10 protein-coding genes are annotated in these 19207 nt (G+C 38.7%); 7 read left to right on the plus strand and 3 right to left on the minus strand.

All coding sequences use genetic code 11. The annotated features are described in order from the left end of the window. From ACTBZY_RS00890 to ACTBZY_RS00900, 3 genes are all read right to left on the minus strand, one after another. Nucleotides 1-2113, minus strand: a 2113-nt coding sequence (locus ACTBZY_RS00890; RefSeq protein ID WP_463044431.1) for an FG-GAP-like repeat-containing protein, incomplete at its 3' end; no start/stop codon positions are given. 100 nt (nt 2114-2213) lie between these two features. Further along, the gene (locus tag ACTBZY_RS00895) at nt 2214-3731 is read right to left on the minus strand and encodes a RagB/SusD family nutrient uptake outer membrane protein (protein WP_463044432.1); all 1518 of its coding nucleotides are present in this window, start codon (nt 3729-3731) and stop codon (nt 2214-2216) included. Nucleotides 3732-3754: 23 nt separating this feature from the next. Then, nucleotides 3755-6724 (minus strand): SusC/RagA family TonB-linked outer membrane protein, encoded by a 2970-nt coding sequence (locus ACTBZY_RS00900; protein ID WP_463044433.1) that lies wholly within the window; start codon nt 6722-6724, stop codon nt 3755-3757. A 792-nt stretch (nt 6725-7516) separates the two neighbouring features. Between ACTBZY_RS00900 and ACTBZY_RS00905 the strand changes: the two genes are divergently transcribed. From ACTBZY_RS00905 to ACTBZY_RS00935, 7 genes are all read left to right on the plus strand, one after another. Further along, the gene (locus ACTBZY_RS00905) at nt 7517-10648 is read left to right on the plus strand and encodes a SusC/RagA family TonB-linked outer membrane protein (RefSeq protein ID WP_463044434.1); all 3132 of its coding nucleotides are present in this window, start codon (nt 7517-7519) and stop codon (nt 10646-10648) included. An 11-nt stretch (nt 10649-10659) separates the two neighbouring features. After that, nucleotides 10660-12201 (plus strand): SusD/RagB family nutrient-binding outer membrane lipoprotein, encoded by a 1542-nt coding sequence (locus ACTBZY_RS00910; RefSeq protein ID WP_463044435.1) that lies wholly within the window; start codon nt 10660-10662, stop codon nt 12199-12201. 68 nt (nt 12202-12269) lie between these two features. After that, nucleotides 12270-13622 (plus strand): enolase C-terminal domain-like protein, encoded by a 1353-nt coding sequence (locus ACTBZY_RS00915; protein ID WP_463044436.1) that lies wholly within the window; start codon nt 12270-12272, stop codon nt 13620-13622. 111 nt (nt 13623-13733) lie between these two features. Then, nucleotides 13734-14750, plus strand: coding sequence for a LacI family DNA-binding transcriptional regulator (locus ACTBZY_RS00920; protein WP_463044437.1), 1017 nt, complete (start codon nt 13734-13736; stop codon nt 14748-14750). A 24-nt stretch (nt 14751-14774) separates the two neighbouring features. Further along, nucleotides 14775-16022: a mandelate racemase/muconate lactonizing enzyme family protein gene (locus ACTBZY_RS00925; RefSeq protein ID WP_463044438.1), complete on the plus strand. Its 1248-nt coding sequence runs from the start codon at nt 14775-14777 to the stop codon at nt 16020-16022. 47 nt (nt 16023-16069) lie between these two features. After that, a complete protein-coding gene (locus tag ACTBZY_RS00930) occupies nt 16070-17029 on the plus strand; it encodes a hypothetical protein (protein ID WP_463044439.1) in 960 nt (319 codons plus the stop codon). Further along, entirely contained in the window at nt 17026-19200 is a 2175-nt protein-coding gene (locus ACTBZY_RS00935) for an outer membrane protein assembly factor BamB family protein (protein WP_463044440.1), read from the plus strand. The genes ACTBZY_RS00930 and ACTBZY_RS00935 overlap by 4 nt, the downstream gene beginning before the upstream one ends. Nucleotides 19201-19207 lie beyond the last annotated feature (7 nt).

Below are 19207 nucleotides of genomic sequence, written 5' to 3' on the forward strand. Positions count from 1 at the left end.
CATTGTTGGCATCTGTATTGAATTCTTCAACTTCAATTGACAAAAAGCCTCCAGTACTGTCAGACACGAGAATTCTTCCTGGGTATCCTTTGCCTCCACCTAAATATAGGTCATCAAAACCGTCACCATTAATATCTGCATTTGCCAGAGCTGGCCCCGTTTGAGACAGCTTGTGTGGCAATAGTTGCTGTAAATTATAATCATTAAAAGAAGATTCAATGTGTTTAAAAGGGCTTTCAATCTTAGTGAAAAGAGTATTATTTTTGGGCTTGGAGTTTTGGAATTGACTAGTTTTTGTTGCATTATCATAATTTAATTCTAGTAATTGATTGGGTTTTATTTTTTTGAATTCCTGGGTTTTCCCATCTGGCCACGAGACATGAAGCGACAAAATGTCTTCCTTCGTTTCCAAACCAAAATGTAGTTTAGACGTTACGCTTGAAAGAAAACCCCGAGTGGTAATGAGTTGACGGGTTTGTACTTCACCATTTCCCACAAAGAGCTTAACGGTAGTTCCTATACCACCAATATTATGTGCAGGGCCATTTATTTTTATTTGCAGAAAATTACCTTTACCCTGCTCTCTAGCATTGTTTTTAAGAATAGTAGCGGGTTCATTGATATTGCTTACTATAATCTCTAAATCACCGTCATTATCAAGGTCTGCATACGTGGCTCCATTAGAAAACGTAGGGCTACTCTTGACCCACTTTTTCGTAACATTTTCAAAAGTCAAATCTTTTTTATTTCGGTAAATGTAGTTATCCAACTTTTGTTGAGGCAATGTCTTTGTAAAACGAAGAAAATCTTCATTAGAAGGTTTTGTGCCATGCCTTTTCAAATCCTGTAGTATATCGTTATTTACATCTCGGTCTATAACATCTCTGAAAACCCCGTTTGAAACATAAATGTCATTATAACCATCCAAATCAAAATCTGCAAATAAACAGGACCAGCTCCAATCCGTATTTGCAACACCAGACATATTCGCAATCTCACTGAAAGTGCCATCGCCGTTGTTGAGCTGCAGCATGTTATGCATATACTGGTAATGGTAATTTTTATCCACCATGAGTTCAAACTGATATTGTGAAGTAACACCCATAGTGGTTTTAGCTCTTACATAATCTTCAGGGTTCATATCCAAAGTGAATAGATCCATAAAGCCATCATTGTTTATATCTCCAATATCTGCACCCATGCTGTTAAACGACATGTGCTGAAGGTTCTCGCTCCGACGATCTTTAAAGGTACCATCCTGTTGATTGATATAAACGAAATCGGGTATTCTGAAATCATTACAAACATAAATATCCGGCCAGCCGTCATTGTTGAGATCTCCTACTTGCGGACTTAGGCCAAAGCCTATATCGGGTGAGATACCAGCCTCCGTAGAAACATCCTTAAAAAAATTTTCACCGTTATTTTGATAGAGCTTATCGCTCCCCATTTGAGCAACGGTTTTAGGATCCACTTTGACTTTTTCTAAATCCAGAATTACGTTCCCTTTATCTTCAAAATCTGGGGTGTTGCTTATATAGACATCCAAGTCCCCATCTTTGTCGTAATCAAAAAAGGAAGCAGCTACCCCTCGGTTTATATCATTCAGGCCATATTCAGCGGCCTTTTCAGTAAAGGTAATTTGCTTCGAGCCAGTTTTTACACCATTATTAATGTACAGCATATTGGCGAAGGCATCATTCTCAGGCTTCCATCCACCCCTGGTGATATAAATATCCAGCCATCCGTCATTGTTAATGTCTACTATGGCCGCACCTACGTCAAATCCGGGTCTTTTTATAATACCAGCTTTTTCTGAAATATCCACAAATTCAAAATTTCCATTATTTAAATAAAGCTTGTTATCATAAGAATTAGATACAAAAAACAAATCTTCAAGACCATCATTATTGAAATCGGCTGCGGCAACTCCACCCCCAATGTAAGTGTACATATATTGAAAGTAATTAGCATCAATGGTTTCATCAATACGGTTTTCAAAGAGTACATGGGTAGTTTCTTGATCCAGTTTTTCGAAAATGTGCTGCGAAGAGTCACATCCATATACTGTAAAAAGAAGAACAACAAGGGTATTCAGGATTCTCTTATTCATAAAATATAGCTATTACCAAGTTTCAGAAGTGAAATAAAACAAAATCAAACGACAGGTTAATGAACCTATCGTTTGATTTAATAAATTTCTGTTGTTAACCCTATTTAAGATTAGGGTTGAGCTCTACTTCATTTTGAGGGAGAGGGGCAAAATAATTATCTGTGCCTAAAGAGCCAATAATGGCATTGGGTTCTTTAAGTAACTCACCATTAGAATTTTTAGATACTCTTGGGTTCCTATTACTTAAGGCCTCTTGTACACGTTCCATTCTTACCAGATCTGGCCACCTTAGGTATTCACCAGCAAATTCCCATTTTCTTTCTAGGTATGCCATTTCAGCAATATCTCCTGAGGTAACATCTACGTCTGAATTTGGTTGACCATAGGGTAAACCTTCAGCTCTTCTTTTTATTTTATTAAGAGCTTCCCATGCCTCAGGAGTCACGTTTCCTGATCTTCCTGATGCTTCAGCATAGATTAGTAAAACTTCCGCATACCTCATTAGATAGTCATTTCTATCCGAATTGAAATCTTGCAACGGGATATCATCTTTAGGCCCAACAATTTTTTTAAATACAGGATTTGCTTGATCTGTAAAGTTTTCCCAGTCATATTCTGTACGATATGTTGCTTCTTTTCTGGCTTGTTCAGGAAAATCTTCATAGTATCTAATTTCAGCAAAAGTTTCCTGCCACCCTAATAAATCTGTCGGATGACCTAATTTTCCAAACTTTCGGTTTGCTAGGCCATTTGCTACTGAGTACGCTATAGTAAAAATACTTTCATCGTTAAACCTTTTGCCAACAGTCCAAAGGCTTTCTAAATCTTGAACTAAAGCAAAACCATAGCTAGAAGCATTATCCATTACCTCTTTTGCGGTTTTTGCTGCTAAAGTATATTTTGATTGATCTTTAACAGGAAAACCTGCCCAATCTAGATATAATCTGGCAAGAAAAGCTTTGGCAGATCCTTTATTAGGTCTTGGAGCCCCCTTTTGCACACCAGGGTAGATTGTAGGTAAAAGAGATTCGGCAGTTTTAAAATCAGATTCAATTTGGCTGTAAACTTCAACTTGAGAGGATTTGGGTAAATCTACTTGCGGATTAATATCTAAATGCAATGGTATTTCTCCGAAAATTCTGGTCAGATGGAAAAAGGCTACAGCTCTGATAAAATAGGCCTCTCCCAGAAGTCGGTCTTGGACGTTTTTAAGAGGTAGAACCAGCCCTTCGGAATTGGCAATTACACTATTGGCTGCTCTAATGGCAGAATAAATATTTTTCCAGTTTGTAGCTGACCTTGCATTTAAAGCAGAGACAGCTCGTTGGTCATATTCTCTGAAGTCGGCCTTATTGCTTACTCTATGCGTGGTAATATCATCACCACCCCAGCCAGAAACCATAAAAGTGGTCATGGAGGCCATATTTGCCATTTGGCTATAAAGACCAGTAACACCCAGCTCCAGCTCTGACTGATTAGAGTAAGAGCCAGGGGCTGGTCTTGAAGTACTCGGGTCTTCGGTTAGGTCTACACAGCTTGTACATGTTAGCAGAATTAACCCAATTGAAAGAGGGTTAGAGTGTTTGAATAAATATTTATATATATTAATGTTTTTCATTATTATCTAATTAGTTGATGTTCTTATAAACCAAATTTAGCCCCAAACGTAATTGATCTAGGATTAGGGTATGCACCTCCATTTACCCCAGCAGCAGAGTCATTTGTACCACCCGAATTACTTTCAGGATCGTATCCAGTGAACTTGGTAAGAAGAAGTACATTCTGCCCGCTGATATATATTTTGACAGATTTAAACCTAGGAAGAGTCGTAATATTATAGCTAATACTCAAATTACTCAATCTAGCAAAGTCGCCCTTCTCAAGGTATCTGGAAGAGGCAACTCTATTTTGTCCTCCGATCGGAATATCTGTTTCGTTCTGAGGAGTCCAGTAGTTTAGTTGAGTAGGAGAAAGCCATGAACGCTGCTCTCCTGTACTTCCTACTAATAATCCATCCAAGGCATTCATTATTTGATAGCCACCTAATCCTGTGAAGAAAACGTTGGCGTCAAAGTTTTTGTACGAGAAAGTGTTATTGAAACCCCAACTAAACTTCGGTGTTCCATTTCCTATGTTTCCAACTACGATATCTCCATTGGCGTCTCTTAGATATCTGGCGTCTCCAGGTTTTAGACCGTATGCTGCTGCCTGATCTGCCTCTGAACTTTTCCATGTTCCTAAAAAGGTTTCGCCGTAAAATTGGCTAAGCGGTTTACCTACTTGGATGATATTTAATGGCCTTCCGCTACCATCAGGAGCATTATAGTTTCCTTGGATTTCTTGAGGACCTCCTAAACTTACCACCCTGTTTTTAAGTAAGGAAGCGGTAATGTTGGCTTCCCATTTAAAATTATTATTATTTGCTATCGCTCCACCAATATTAAAGTCTATACCAGAGTTTTTGACTTCTCCTACATTTCTAGGAACAGAACCGCCCCCTGCAAAATTAGGAACAGGAACAAGCAATAAAAGATCTGTAGTACGCTTTTCATACGCATCTATAGAAAGGTTGAAACGTTGATTAAGCAATCCAAAATCAAAACCCAAGTTAGTCTGAGAAGTAGTTTCCCATGTTAGTTCAGCATTTCCGTAACCAGCCGGCGAAGAGCCAGGAGATAAGGTGGCACCGTCAAAAAGATATTTACTGTTTATATTAATACTAGGAAATGTTGAGTAAGGGGCAATGTTTTGATTACCAACTTGACCCCAACCGGCCCTCAATTTTAAGGTAGAAACGAAGTTGTTATTCTGAATAAAACCCAAATCTGTTAAACTATATGCTAAAGCTAAGGAGGGGAAGATACCTGTATCGTAACCTGGTCTAAACCTAGAAGATCGGTCTCTTCTCACTGTTCCAGTTACAAATAAATTTTCTTTCAAGATATATTCAGCTCTTGCCATTAAAGATTCAATGCCTGACTTATTGTAATCATTGTTAATAGACGATGCTTGATTTAGTTCGGCAACATAGAAGCCGCCAGGTACGGTGATATCGTTTGCATTATAACCATTCCCACGATAGTTGTTTTGCTGGAATTCATAAAGACCAGTTAGTTTAATGTCATGATCACCTGCTTTTTTCTCGTATGATAAAATGTTACTGACTTGTAGACCTTGGCTGAGGTTGCTACTATAACTTGCATCAGGAAACGGAGGCACCGTATAATAGCCTTGGAAAGTACCATTAGTCGTTTTTAAACCTCCTACTATTGTATAATTTAAGCCATCTAGAAGGTCATAAGATAAATTAAGATTGGCATTTATTCTGTCGGTAAAGTTCGTCGCAGAACGGGTATTTAACTCCGCTACTGGATTATAACCAAGGTGAGCTAGTCCTCTGTTGGAATAGTCAATATATTGACCATTGTCATCTCTGATAGGTGTAGTGGGGTCGTAAGTCAGAGCCACTAAAACTTGGCGTCCTTCATTATTAAGTCTGTTTTCGTCTGTCGCGTAGAGATTCATGCCCACAGTAAGTTTATCAGTTATTTCAGATGTTAAATTCACCCTACCACTAATTCTTCTGTATTTAGTATTAATCATAATTCCATCCTGTTCTGCGTAAGCTCCAGACATGAAATATGAGATTTTGCCTGACTTACCACTGGTAGAAAGTAAAATATTCTGTGACAGACCTGTTTTGAAAATTGCCCTTTGATAGTCAGTTCCACCACTCGCTCGAAGACTTTGAATCTCAGAGTCAGGGAAAATAGCACTACCACCTGAACTAACTCTTCTGAAGTTTTCAAGCGTTGCAAAATCGGCAGCATTTAAGGTTTCAATGAATTTGGGAATTTTAGAAGCCGTAGTAAAATATTCCAGATTTAAAGTTGGTTTGCTTGTACCTTTTTTGGTAGTCACCATTATTACACCATTGGAACCTCTGGAGCCATAAATGGCAGTTGCAGAGGCATCCTTAAGTACATCCATCGTTTCGATGTCGTTGGGATTAAGAGAAGTTAAATCTCCTCCAATTATTCCATCAATTACCACTAAAGGGTCATTTGTCCCTGTAATAGAGTTAATTCCACGAACTCTCACCTTAATTGGGCTTCCAGGACTTCCAGATGCTCTAGTCACCGTGACACCTGATGCTCGTCCTTGAAGAGCATCTTCCATTCTGACAACGGGCTGTTCTTTGTAATCTTTGGAGCTAATTTGCGAGATCGAGCCAGTCAGATCAGACTTTTTTCTAGTTCCATAACCAACGACTACAACCTCAGACAATAGGTTCTGGGAGAAACCAAGAGTTACATCTATGATAGATTGCGATCCGACTATAATTTCTTGTGATTCAAATCCTGTGTAGGAAAAGACTAATGTGGAGGTTTTGGATGATACACTGATAGAGTATGCTCCGTTCACGTCTGTAATTATTCCGTTTGTAGAACCTTTTTCCACCACGGAGACACCGATTAGTGGGCTGTTGTCGCTTGCGTCTTTTATAACGCCTTTAATAGTACTTTGAGAAAAGCTGGAGAGCGTTCCAGCAACAAAAAATAATTGTACCAAGTACCATCGATTACAATTGGTAAGGATTTTTCTTTTCATAAGGTTTATTGTTTTTATTTAAGTTTGTTACGCCGATAGAAACACGTTTCCAATTGATGCTTAATCGATTAAGCAGTTCGATAAAAAAATATCAAAAGTATCGGAGAGGTATAGCTCGACGCATTTACTTCTTGCCAAATGTATGCTTAACCGATTAAACAATCCAAACTTATTGTAACTTTTATTATAAAAAATGTAAAAAAAGCAACAAGGGTTTTTGGCGTGTGCTCCGTTTGGAAACTAGAGATTTTAATTGAATTTTAGTAATTGCAAAAGTAAAAGTGGACTAATAATCCGAAAATAGATATACAGATTCTATCTTAAATGAGCATACAGTTATTATGATTTGAGGATCAAACTAAACGCGGTTCTCTTACCAATTAGCACGTCGCAACAGAGGCTTAATTATTAAGAAATGTCATGAACTAGAAAACTTGGGTACGCTATTTCGAAGGCTAATTCTTTATTTTTCAGTTGGATTTCATTGTATAAAATTCCCTCTCTGCACAGTAAAACATAACTATTCTTATTTTATTTGTAAATAAAAGTTAATTTTATTTTGCAAGTTTAATCGATTAAGCATAGTTTTGAATTGTCGTTTAGGAATAGGCTTCCCTTATCATTGTCGTGGAAAGATGAATAAGGGAAGCTATTTATCCACCCATCTTTATAAAAGAAATATTTAATCAAAGGATATTTTTTTGAGCATGTGCTTAATCGATTAAGCATGTGGTTTTGATAAAGGATATCTGTTTGGTTCCGTTTAGTTAAACTATCTAAAATTTCAAACCTATGAAGAAAAAACTATTTTTAAATTTAGCAATTATGTTTCTGCTAACAGGCTCAGTAGCCTTGGCACAAAACATAGCGGTATCTGGGACCGTCTCAGGAGAGACAGGTGCCCTGCCAGGAGTAAGTGTCATTTTAGAAGGCAGTACCCAAGGTACTATGACAGATGTGAATGGGAAATATTCCATTAATGTTCCCTCAAGTGGAACTTTGAAATTTTCCTTTATTGGTTATTTAACTCAGGCTGTAAAAGTTAATAACACCTCCATTATTAATGTAAATCTGGAAGAAGAGCAAACTAGTCTTTCAGAAGTGGTGGTAACTGCGTTGGGAATAAAAAGGGAAGCTAAGACGCTTGGTTATGCTACGGCTACTTTAAATTCAGACCAAATATCCATCAACCGTCAGCCGAATGTTATGTCTGGCTTGCAGGGTAAAATGGCAGGGGTGAATATTACAACTATGGGTACAGGCCCTGGAGGAACTGCAAAAATCAGGATTCGTGGCCAGTCTTCTTTTAGTGGTCAAAATAATCCTCTGATTATTGTCAATGGCGTTCCTATGGACAACTCTAACTATTCTTTAGGCGGAGATTTTGGTTCTAGGTCTTCTAATAGTTCAGATGGAGGTGATGGTCTTTCGAGCATAAACCCAGACGATATAGAAAGTATGACCGTATTAAAAGGAGCGACGGCGGCGGCTTTATATGGTTCACGTGCTAAAGATGGTGTAGTGATGATCACAACGAAATCGGGTGGTAGAAATAAAGGTTTTGGTGTAGATTATAACATCAATTTTACGACAGACACTCCACTTGATTTTACGGACTATCAATATGAATATGGTCAAGGTGAAGGAGGTAAAAGACCTACAACTGCTAACCCTACTTCTGGCGTGTGGAGTTTTGGTGAAAAATTCGAGCCAGGAATGACTCAAACTCTTTTTGATAATAAAACCTACCCATATGAGCCGGTTTACAATCGTATCCGTCAGTTTTATGATGTAGGTACTAATCTTAACAATACAGTAACGGTGTCAAATAGTGGTGCCACTGGTGGTTTTAGCTTATCATTATCTAATGCAGCTAATAAAGGGATAATGCCTAACAATAAATTTGATCGTAAGGTTATTAATTTAGGATTCAATCAAAACATAACCAGTAAACTGGTAGCCAGTGGAAATGTGAACTATTCCTTAGAAAAGAACACCAATCCACCTCAAGTTAATACGCAAGATGTAGCTGTGGCAACTGTCATTGGTACTTTGGCCAATTCAATGCCCTTTGATGCCCTGCGTGATAACCAGACGCTTCCCAATGGGGATGAATTTGTATTTGCCCGTTTCTTGGTGCGTAATAATCCTTATTATTCCATGTCTCATAAATATGAAAATGTAAATAGGAACAGGATATTTGGAAATATTGCTCTTAAATATAATTTCACCGATTGGCTTTATGTACAGGGTAGAATTGCAGAAGACTTTTATGTCCGTAATCAGGAATACAATATACCAAACGGATATGCACCTATAGCCAAAGCTCCAGTTGGATTTGTAAATGGCTCTTATACCCAAGACATTCGCCAAAATTTAGAGCGTAACGTCGATTTAATTATTGGTGCCGATCGCACCTTTGGTAAAATTGGTGTTGATCTTACTTTGGGTGGTAATCAGCGATATGCTAGGAATGATTATAATTCAGTAGCAGTACAGGATTTTGTTTTGCCTGGTCTTTACACGGTTATGAATGGGCGTATAAAAGACCCACTTTATAATCTTTCAGAGAAAAAAATCAATTCAGTTTTTGGTGCAGCAACCATTTCATATAACGAGTTTTTATACCTAAATGTAACGGCACGAAATGATTGGTTTTCTACTTTGGCTCCAGCAAATAGAAGTATTCTTTATCCTTCTGCCACCAGTAGTTTTGTGTTCTCTCAAGCCTTTGATAATATACCTGCTTGGTTAAATTTTGGTAAATTCAGAGCTGCATATGCTCAAGTGGGTTCTGATAACGTAAACCCTTATTCCAATGCCCTATTCTATGCTGTTGAAAACAATCCGTTTCCAAATCCTTCAGGGCTATCTGTACCAGTTGGGGGCATAAATACAGGTGTGGTTCCAAATACTAATCTTCAACCATTACGTATTAAGGAAGCTGAAGTAGGCTTAGAATTAAAGATTTTCAATAAAGTTGGTTTAGATTTTGCCTACTATCACAAGATTACGGAAGACCAAATTCTGGCGGCTCAAATTTCTAATGCAACATCTTATAATAGTAAGCTTATAAATGTTGGACGTAGTAAAAATGAAGGTATTGAGATGGCTTTTACCTTCTCACCGGTAGCTAAGGGAGATTTCCGTTGGGATATAAATGCGAATATGGCCTATAATACCTCGAAAGTTTTAAAACTAGGCTTAACAGATTCGGATACCATTATAACGGTGGCTTCTGGTGGTGGTCGTAACCTAGCTCAAGTAGTGGGTAAACCAATTGGTCAGTTGTATACGTTTATGTATCTCCGTGATGACCAAGGGAACCAAGTTTTTGATTCAAAAAGTGGACTTCCCCTGCGAAACAATGAGTTACAAAACGTAGGTAGTGCATTACCAAAATATGTAGGAGGTATCACGAATACGTTCTCCTATAAAAACGTTTCGTTATCCACCTTAGTCGACTTTAAATTAGGTCACACTATGATTGCCGGTCGTAATACAAACTTCCAAAGGCATGGTCTTTCAAAACGTACCTTGCCTGGTCGTGATGTAGGATATGTGATAGGAGAGGGTGTAAACCAAAATGGAGAAGTAAATAAAACGCAAGTGGCTGTACAACCTTACTATGAGGCTATCAACCCACTTGGGATCAATGAGGACTGGGTTTCAAATGCCGGATTCTGGAAGCTTCGTCAGCTTACTTTAAGCTATGATGCCACCAAACTTTTCAGCGAAAGCGGTTTTGTGAAAGGTTTACGTTTAAGTGCCATTGCTAACAATGTTTTGGTAATCAAAAAATGGACAGAGAATATGGATCCTGAAGAAGCTTTAGTTTCATCAGATAATGCTGTAGGGCTTGATTTTTGGCCAGGATTGCCGCCTACTCGTAGCATTGGATTCAATTTAAATTTCAAATTCTAAATATTATTACAATGAAAATATACATTAAATACATTTTAGGCACCTTGCTAGCCATGTCTGCAGTATCCTGCGACAAAGGTTTCGACGAGGTAAATACAAATAGAATAAACCCAACGTCGCTTACCTCTTCAGCTATATTAAATAAAGCTATAATTTCAACTACTTACCTCGATGGCTTTAGTACGTTGGGTATGCTAAGCTATAATTTTGGTATAGTTCAGCAAATTATTACGCCTTACGGTAGCTCATTATCTGGTGCCAACTATAATCAGCTAAATAATGGAAATGCGACTGCCGTATGGAATAACTTCTATCAAAATGTTTTGAAACAAGTGGTGGCCGCTGTAGAGCAAACCAAGGACAAACCATTAGAAGTAAATACCTACCAATCAGCAAGGATTTGGAAAGCATACTCTTTTATGATTTTGACCGATAACTATGGAGATATTCCATATTTTGAAGCTGGGAAAGGATATATTGACCAAGTGGTCGCTCCTAAATATGATGCCCAGCAGGTGATTTACAAGGACATCCTCAAAGAATTAGAGGAAGCAACGGCAGGCCTTAAAGTTAGTGAACCAGCGGTTATTACCGATATTTTGTATGGCGGGAATGTACCTAGATGGAAAAAGTTGGGTTACTCATTAATGCTTCGAGCTGCTATGCGTTTGAGTAAAGTAGATCCAGCCACAGCTCAAGCTTATGTAAAAAAGGCCGTAGCGGGTGGATTGATTGAGTCTAACGCTGACAACTCAATTATCAGACATACCTCTAATTGGAACAATTATATTGCAAATCATTTGGCTGCACGTGAAAAAACAAATTATTACCTAGCCGAACCTTTTGTAGATTATTTAAAGAAGAATAATGATCCAAGATTAGGTGTTTTTGCAGTGAGACATGTAGGAGCCAAGGGTGGTCAAGAGCAAAACGCTTCTAAGGCTAATTATTCCCCAGAAGTTCAAATTGGCATGCCAATGGGCTATAATGATGTTTCTATTTCGTCCACATTTGCTGCCAAAGGAGTGGCAAGTTTATGGGATTATAGTCAGCCAAACCTAACAACAGTACTCAAACTGGATGCACCAGAGTTTCATGTTACCTATTCTCAAACGCAACTACTGTTGGCAGAAGCGGCATTGAGAGGCTGGGTTTCTGGAGATGCAGGCACCTATTATAACAATGGAATTAGAGCTAACTTGGAGCAGATGGCCTTATATGATACTAAAGCCGCCATACCTGAGGCAGCTATAAAAGCATATATCGATTCGCAAGCTTTTGACCCTGCTAAAGGTTATGAGCAGATAAATAATCAGTATTGGGTTGCCACATTTCTAGATGGAAATGAGAGTGTAGCCAATTTCAAAAGAAGTGGGTTTCCAACATTGAAAAGTAATCCTTATCCGGGTTCTGAGTTAAAAACTGAAGGTTTTATCAGAAGACTTCCTTATCCTGATGGTGAAATTGTGGTAAACTCTGCAAACATGAATGAAGCCATAGCACGCCAAGGACCTAATAATCTTGAAACTCGCATTTGGTGGGATAAAAAATAGATTTTAATCAAATTGAAAGACCAAGTGCTTAAACAATAAAGATTTGTAACCTATTAACTAAAAGACGAATGAAGGATTTGAATGTAAATGAAAGTAGAAGAGATACGATAAAGAAACTAGGGTTGAGTTCGGCAGGAATCTTGGGGCTCTTTGGTGGAGCCTCAAGAGCCGAAGCTAGAGAAACCACACCAAGCTACGCAAAGGGAATGGGCAAAGTGACTATTACCAAAGTGAGGGCAATAGCCACGGCACCCCAAGGGTCCAACCTGATAGTAGTTAAAGTGGAAACATCTGAACCTGGTCTTTATGGTTTAGGATGTGCCACGTTTACCCAGCGAGCAGTGGCTGTTGTGGCAGCTATTGATAGCTATCTAGATGATTTCTGTAGAGGCAAAGACGTAGATAATATAGAAGACATGTGGCAGTCTGCCTATGTTAGTTCTTACTGGAGAAACGGCCCTGTTTTAAATAATGCCTTGAGTGGTTTAGATCAAGCTCTTTGGGATATTAAGGGTAAAAGGGCTGGTATGCCAGTTTATCAATTATTGGGTGGTAAATCTAGGTTTGCGATTCCTTGTTATACCCATGCTAATGGAAGAACTCCAGAGGAGATGGTGGAAAGCGTTAAAAAATATCAAGAACAAGGTTTTAAGCATATAAGAATTCAGCAAGGTGGTTATGGGGCAGTAGGTGCTATACAGCAAACACCGGATTTTAAGGCGGCAGGTTTTGGTGGTGAGGGAGATAATTACATGAATACCCAGTATTACTTAAAATCTGTGCCTAAGATGTTTGAGGCTGTTAGGAAAGGCTGCGGCGAAGAAGTAGAATTGCTGCATGACATACATGAGCGTGTGCAGCCTATGGATGCCATAAACATGATAAAGAAGCTGGAAGAGTTTAGGCCTTTCTTTATTGAAGATCCTTTTTCTCCAGAAAATATGAAATGGTTTAAGCAGCTTAGGGCCAGCACATCTGTACCGCTAGCGATGGGTGAGCTTTTTAATAATATCAATGAATTTGTGGAACCAATGGTAAATCAATGGTTTGATTTTATCAGGATTCACGTATCACAGATTGGTGGGATTACACCCGCCATGAAAGTGGCAAGGTTAGGTGAATGGTTTAATATAAGAACAGCGTGGCATGGACCGGGGGATGTTTCCCCGGTTGGCCATTCTGCTCATGCACACATTGATATGGCCGTTTGGAATTTTGGAATACAGGAGGCGGTATCGTTTAGCGACAAAATGCAAGATGTTTTCACCGGTTGTCCTACCATGAAAAATGGCTACATGTCTGTAAATGATGTGCCAGGGCTAGGGGTAGATCTCAATGAGAAAGAAGCCGCCAAATATCCTATTGGGACGAAGTCAAACTGGCAGGTTCGTAAAGATGACGGAACTATCTTAAGACCATAATTGGACTTAAATGTGGGGTATTTAATCGATTAAATTAACTTTTCGTGATTTATAGTTTTTTTACTTAAGATCAATTTTTAAGTTTACTCCATGAGTGGAAAAAAGGTTTCAATGAAAGATATCGCAAAAGAAGCTGGGGTTTCAACAGCCTTAGTTTCTTATGTGATAAATGGAAATGAGAAAGAGAAAAGGGTTGGAAAGGAGATTGCAATAAAGATTAGGGAGATAGCTAAGAAACTTAACTATCAACCTAATCAAGTTGCAAAAAGTCTTAGGAGTGGAAAAACGTTTACCATAGGCTTAGTGATAGCAGATATTTCCAATCCCTTCTTTGCCAATATTGCTAGAGTGGTAGAAGATGAAGCAAGACGAAAAGGTTATACGGTAATCATAGGAAGCTGCGATGAAAATGCAGAAAAGGCTTGGGATTTAATAAAGGTATTAATGAACAGACAGGTGGATGGTTTTATCATAGTAGCTTCTGAACACTCAGAAGATCAAATAAGGCATTTGCGGGAAAAGAAGATTCCATTTGTTCTCTTGGACAGACATTTTCCTGAGCTTAATACAGATTTTGTTGCTACAGATAACTTTACGGCTTCTTATGATGGGTGTGAGCATTTGATAAAAATGGGTTATGACAAGATAGGTTTGATAGCCTATAAACTAGATATGCATCATATGCATGAAAGGATAAAAGGTTATCAGTCTGCCTTGATGGAGAATAATATTGAAAGGAAAGATGAATGGTTGGTTGAGGTGGAGTTTGAAACCTTGGAAGATGAGGTTAAACGTGCCATCGACGGTTTTTTAAAGATGGAAAACAGACCAGAGGCTTTGATGTTTGCCACTTATGGCTTAGCCATTAACGGATTGAGATACATCAATGAATTGAAACTAAAAGTCCCAGATGATTTCGGGATTGTAAGTTTTGGACAGGCAGAGATTTTTGAGCTGTATTACTGCCCCATTACCTATTTATTACAGCCTTTGGAAGACTTGGGAGTTAAGGCAGTAGATGTGTTAATGGGAAAAATTAATGATAAAGAAATGCCACTGACTCAGGTTTTAATGAAAGCTAAATTAATACAGCAAGAGTCTTCTAAGAAGAAAATTAAACAGTTATAAGATACAAAGTCAACCCTAAAAGAAATGGAAAGAAGATCGTTTTTGAAAAACACAATTTTGGGAACAGGTGTACTGCTAGGTGGTTTGAAATTTACCAGCGGTTTTGCGGCCACGTCGTCACTTAAAATCACTAAAATCAGATATTACTCGGCACCCGGCTATAACAAACCTTTATTTAATCAAGCAAGAGGAATAGTAGAGATAGAAACCGATGGAGGGATAGTAGGAATAGGAGAGGGTGGAAGTAAAGATATGATAGAGCAATGTGCTCAAATGATCATAGGTGAAGATCCTTTTAGAATTGAGCATCTTTGGCAGTTCATGTATAGAACCATGTTTTATCCCCCAGGAAGAGAGAAATTGCATGCTTTGGGTGCCATAGAAATGGCACTTTGGGACATCAAAGGTAAGGCATTAAATGTACCAGTTTATGAACTCATGGGTGGAGCCACCAGAGATTATATAGAATGTTACGCCACAGGATTTAGAGCTTCTAAAGCTACTACCCCAGAGGGTCAAGCTGAAGACTGTTTGAAGGCTGGATTACGTTGTTTCAGAATAGGGCCAACTGGCGGAAGTGACTTTAATGTGCCTTATGATTTTTACCAGAACGTTCAAAAAACCATTGACTTCTGTAAGAGCATTGATAATGCGGTTGGCGGTCAAGGAAACTGGGCTATTGACCTACATACTAGATTTGACTTAATAGATGGCATAAAGGTTTGCACAGCCTTGGAAGATTTGCAACCATATTTCGTAGAAGATATTGTTAGGAGTGAAAACCAAGCTGTTTATAAGCAAGTGAGGGCCATGACTAAAGTGCCAATTGCCGTAGGCGAACAGTATGGCGACAAATGGGATGTTAACGAACTGATAGAAGGGAGGTTGTTGGACTATGCTCGAGTTACACTTCCAAATACAGGAGGTTTAACAGAACTAAAGAAGATAGCAGCACTTTCCGAAACACATTATACAGGTATGATTCCCCACTTTACAGGGCCATTATCTACCGCTTCTTTGGTACATGTATTAGGTTCTAGTAGTCCATCCAGATGTATGATGGAGTTGGGTGGCGGTGCCCCAGAAAGACCAGCTTATTTTAATGAGGATTACATCCTTTTCAAAGACGGTAAACTTTATCTGAATCCTGCACCGGGTTTAGGAGTGAAATTTAACCCTAAGAAGGCAGATTTTGTGATGGAGGTTTCTGAAAGAACAAAATTTCCTCACCCATATCTGAAAAGCCCAGATGGAGCTATTCATGGCTGGTAAGTTAAAACAGTTTTGATTTAATAGATAAACCCTATTTGAAATTTAGTATGAGAATATTTTTCGCAATAATGTTTGTTGCCGTGAATTGCTTTGGCCAAAAATATCCAAAGGCAGAAATATCCAATGGTCTAATCACCGCTAAAATACTCTTACCTAAAGAAGGAAAAGGGTATTATCAAGGGACGAGATTTGACTGGGCGGGTGTGGTTTCCGAATTAGAATATGGTGGTCATAGTTTCTTTGGCGTTTGGAATCCCAAATTTGAAGCGGGTCTGCATGATGCCATTATGGGGCCTGTAGAAGAGTTTACAGTAATTGGGTATGATGAAGCTCAAGAGGGCGAAACTTTTTTGAAAATAGGCGTAGGTGAGTTGGAGAAACCAAAAGAGGAAGCTTACTCTAGGTTTAAGACTTATCAAATTAAAAATCAGGGAAAAAGAAAAGTTGTGGTAGGCGAAGACGAAATTCAGTTTACTCAAAATCTTAAAATGAAAAATGGCTATGCTTATCATTATTCCAAAAAAATGGAATTGGAGAATGCCCATTTGATTTTAAGCCATAGTTTGAAAAATACGGGGGACAAAACCATTCAAACCAGCGTTTACAATCACAACTTTTTCATGATTGACAATGAACCTTCTAATGCTAATATAAAGACGTCTTTTGTTTTTAATGTGAAGCCAGAAGGCGTGGTTAAAGGTTTTGGTACTACCGCTAAAATAGAAGATAAATCCATTGTTTTTAATAGAGCAGTTGCGACAAGCGAAAGCGTTTTTTCAAGTGAGATGACAGGTTTTGGAAGTACGTCAAAAGATTACGATATCCTTATTGAAAACCTAAGAACGAAGGCAGGAGTACGTATCACCAGCGATCGACCTATTAATAATATGGTCTATTGGGCGTGTGCTACCACATCTTGTCCAGAGCCTTATACTAAAGTAGAAGTATTGCCAGGGGAGACTTTCACATGGACTATTAATTATGAATTTTTAATTGATAAGCCATGAAGAAGACTATAATAATCATTTATTGCCAGAGCTTATTGTTTCTATTGGCTTCATGTGGCTCTTCAGGTGAATCTAAAAATGTAGACTGGAGATATTACGGAGGAGATAGTGGAGGAACACGGTATTCTGAGTTGACTCAAATTAACACCGAAAGCGTAAAGTCATTAAAGGTGGCTTGGGAGTATGATACCGGAGAAGAGGTGAATTCAGAAAAGCCTTTGGCCAATCAATGTCAACCTATTGTGGTAAAAGGAGTGCTTTACGGAACCACCTCAAAACAAAAGCTTTTTGCAATTAACGCTGCAACGGGTCAGGAGTTATGGAAGTTTGATCCTTATAATTTACCAGAATTCAAAAAGAGTTTTCATGCCATACGAGGAGTGGTTTATTGGGAAGAAAACGAAGATAAGCGTATACTTTACACGGTAGGTTCTTTTTTGTTGGCTGTAAATGCTACTACAGGAGAGCTGGTAGAAAGTTTTGGTGAAAAAGGTCTGGTGGATTTGCATCAAGGTTTGGGAGACGAGTCTGTAAGGGGTTTTGATGTGAATGAATATAGCATTCGCTCTACTTCTCCCGGTGTAATTTATATGAATACATTTATAATTGGTTCTACGGTTTCAGAAGGAGGCAGTGCATTGCCAGGAAATATTAGAGCCTTTGATGTTAAGACAGGAAAACTGACATGGGTTTTCAATACCATACCGCTTCCTGGCGAATATGGTTATGAAACCTGGGCTAAAGAATCATACAAAAAAATAGGCGGGGCTAACAGCTGGGCAGGAATGGTGGTAGACGAAAAGAGAGGAATGGTGTTTTTGGGCACCGGTTCGCCTTCGGTAGATTTTTATGGAGCAGAACGGCCAGGTCAAAATCTCTTTGCCAACTGCGTGATTGCTCTTGATGCTAAAACGGGAAAACGCGTATGGCATTTTCAAACGGTGCATCATGATTTATGGGACAAAGACATCCCATGTCCACCTACACTTATTACCGTAAAGCATCAAGGAAAAAAAATAGAGGCTGTGGCTCAGGTTACCAAAGACGGCTTTGTCTTCATTTTTGATAGAGATACTGGTAAACCACTTTTTGATGTCGAAGAAATAGAAGTTCCTGTGTCTCCGGCATTGCCAGGAGAAAAACCATGGTCTACACAACCTATTCCCACCAAGCCAAAACCTTTCGTTAATCAGGTTCTGAAAGAAGATGATATCACAGATAGGACACCAGAGTCTCATGCTTTTGTACTGGATAGATTTAGAAATAGTGTATCTGGAAACAAGTATATGCCGCCAAGTGAAAAAGGTTCTTTAATCTATCATATAGGCGGTGGAGCAGAATGGGGTGGTGCAGCGGCAGACCCGAAGGGTGTGATGTATGTCAATGGCAATAACATGCTGTGGTGGATTCAAATGCGGAAAATGTCTGAAGGATCAGATACCAATAAGCGATCTAGAGGAGAGCACCTTTTCAATCAAAACTGTAGTGCCTGCCATGGAATGGATAAAAGTGGTCCTGTAAGTCAGGCATTTCCAAATCTGGATAACATTGGTGCACGTTTAAAGGAGTCTGAAATTTTAAACATACTGGAATCTGGAAGGAGTAGGATGCCCTCTTTTCAACACTTAAAAAAGGAGGACAGGCAGGCTATCGTCGATTTCCTTTTGGCCAAGGAAAATCCAAGTTTTGATGTACATAAAGTAGAACGCATTAAAACGGAAGAAGGGAAGGTATTCCCTTATAATCCGCTCTATTTAAGTAATGGTAATAATCAGTTTTTAGACTTGGATGGCTATCCCGCTATCAAGCCACTTTGGGGCAACTTGAATGCCATTGATATGAATTCAGGTGAGTTTTTATGGCAGGTTCCTTTAGGTGAGTTTCCTGAATTGATGAAAAAAGGTTTGCCTGCTACCGGTACAGAAAATCATGGAGGACCTGTAGTAACGGCAGGAGGTCTCTTATTTATAGGAGCTACATATGATGAGAAATTAAGAGCAATAGATACTAAAACAGGAAAGACTGTTTGGGAATATCAGCTACCGGCTGGCGGCTATTCTACTCCCGCTACATATATGGTTAATGGTAAACAATATGTTGTAATAGCCGCCGGTGGAGCTAGATATGGATTAAAAGGAGGGTCAAAATTTATGGCCTTTGCAATAGAGTAAGACGACT

Source organism: Arcticibacterium sp., assembly GCF_055134445.1.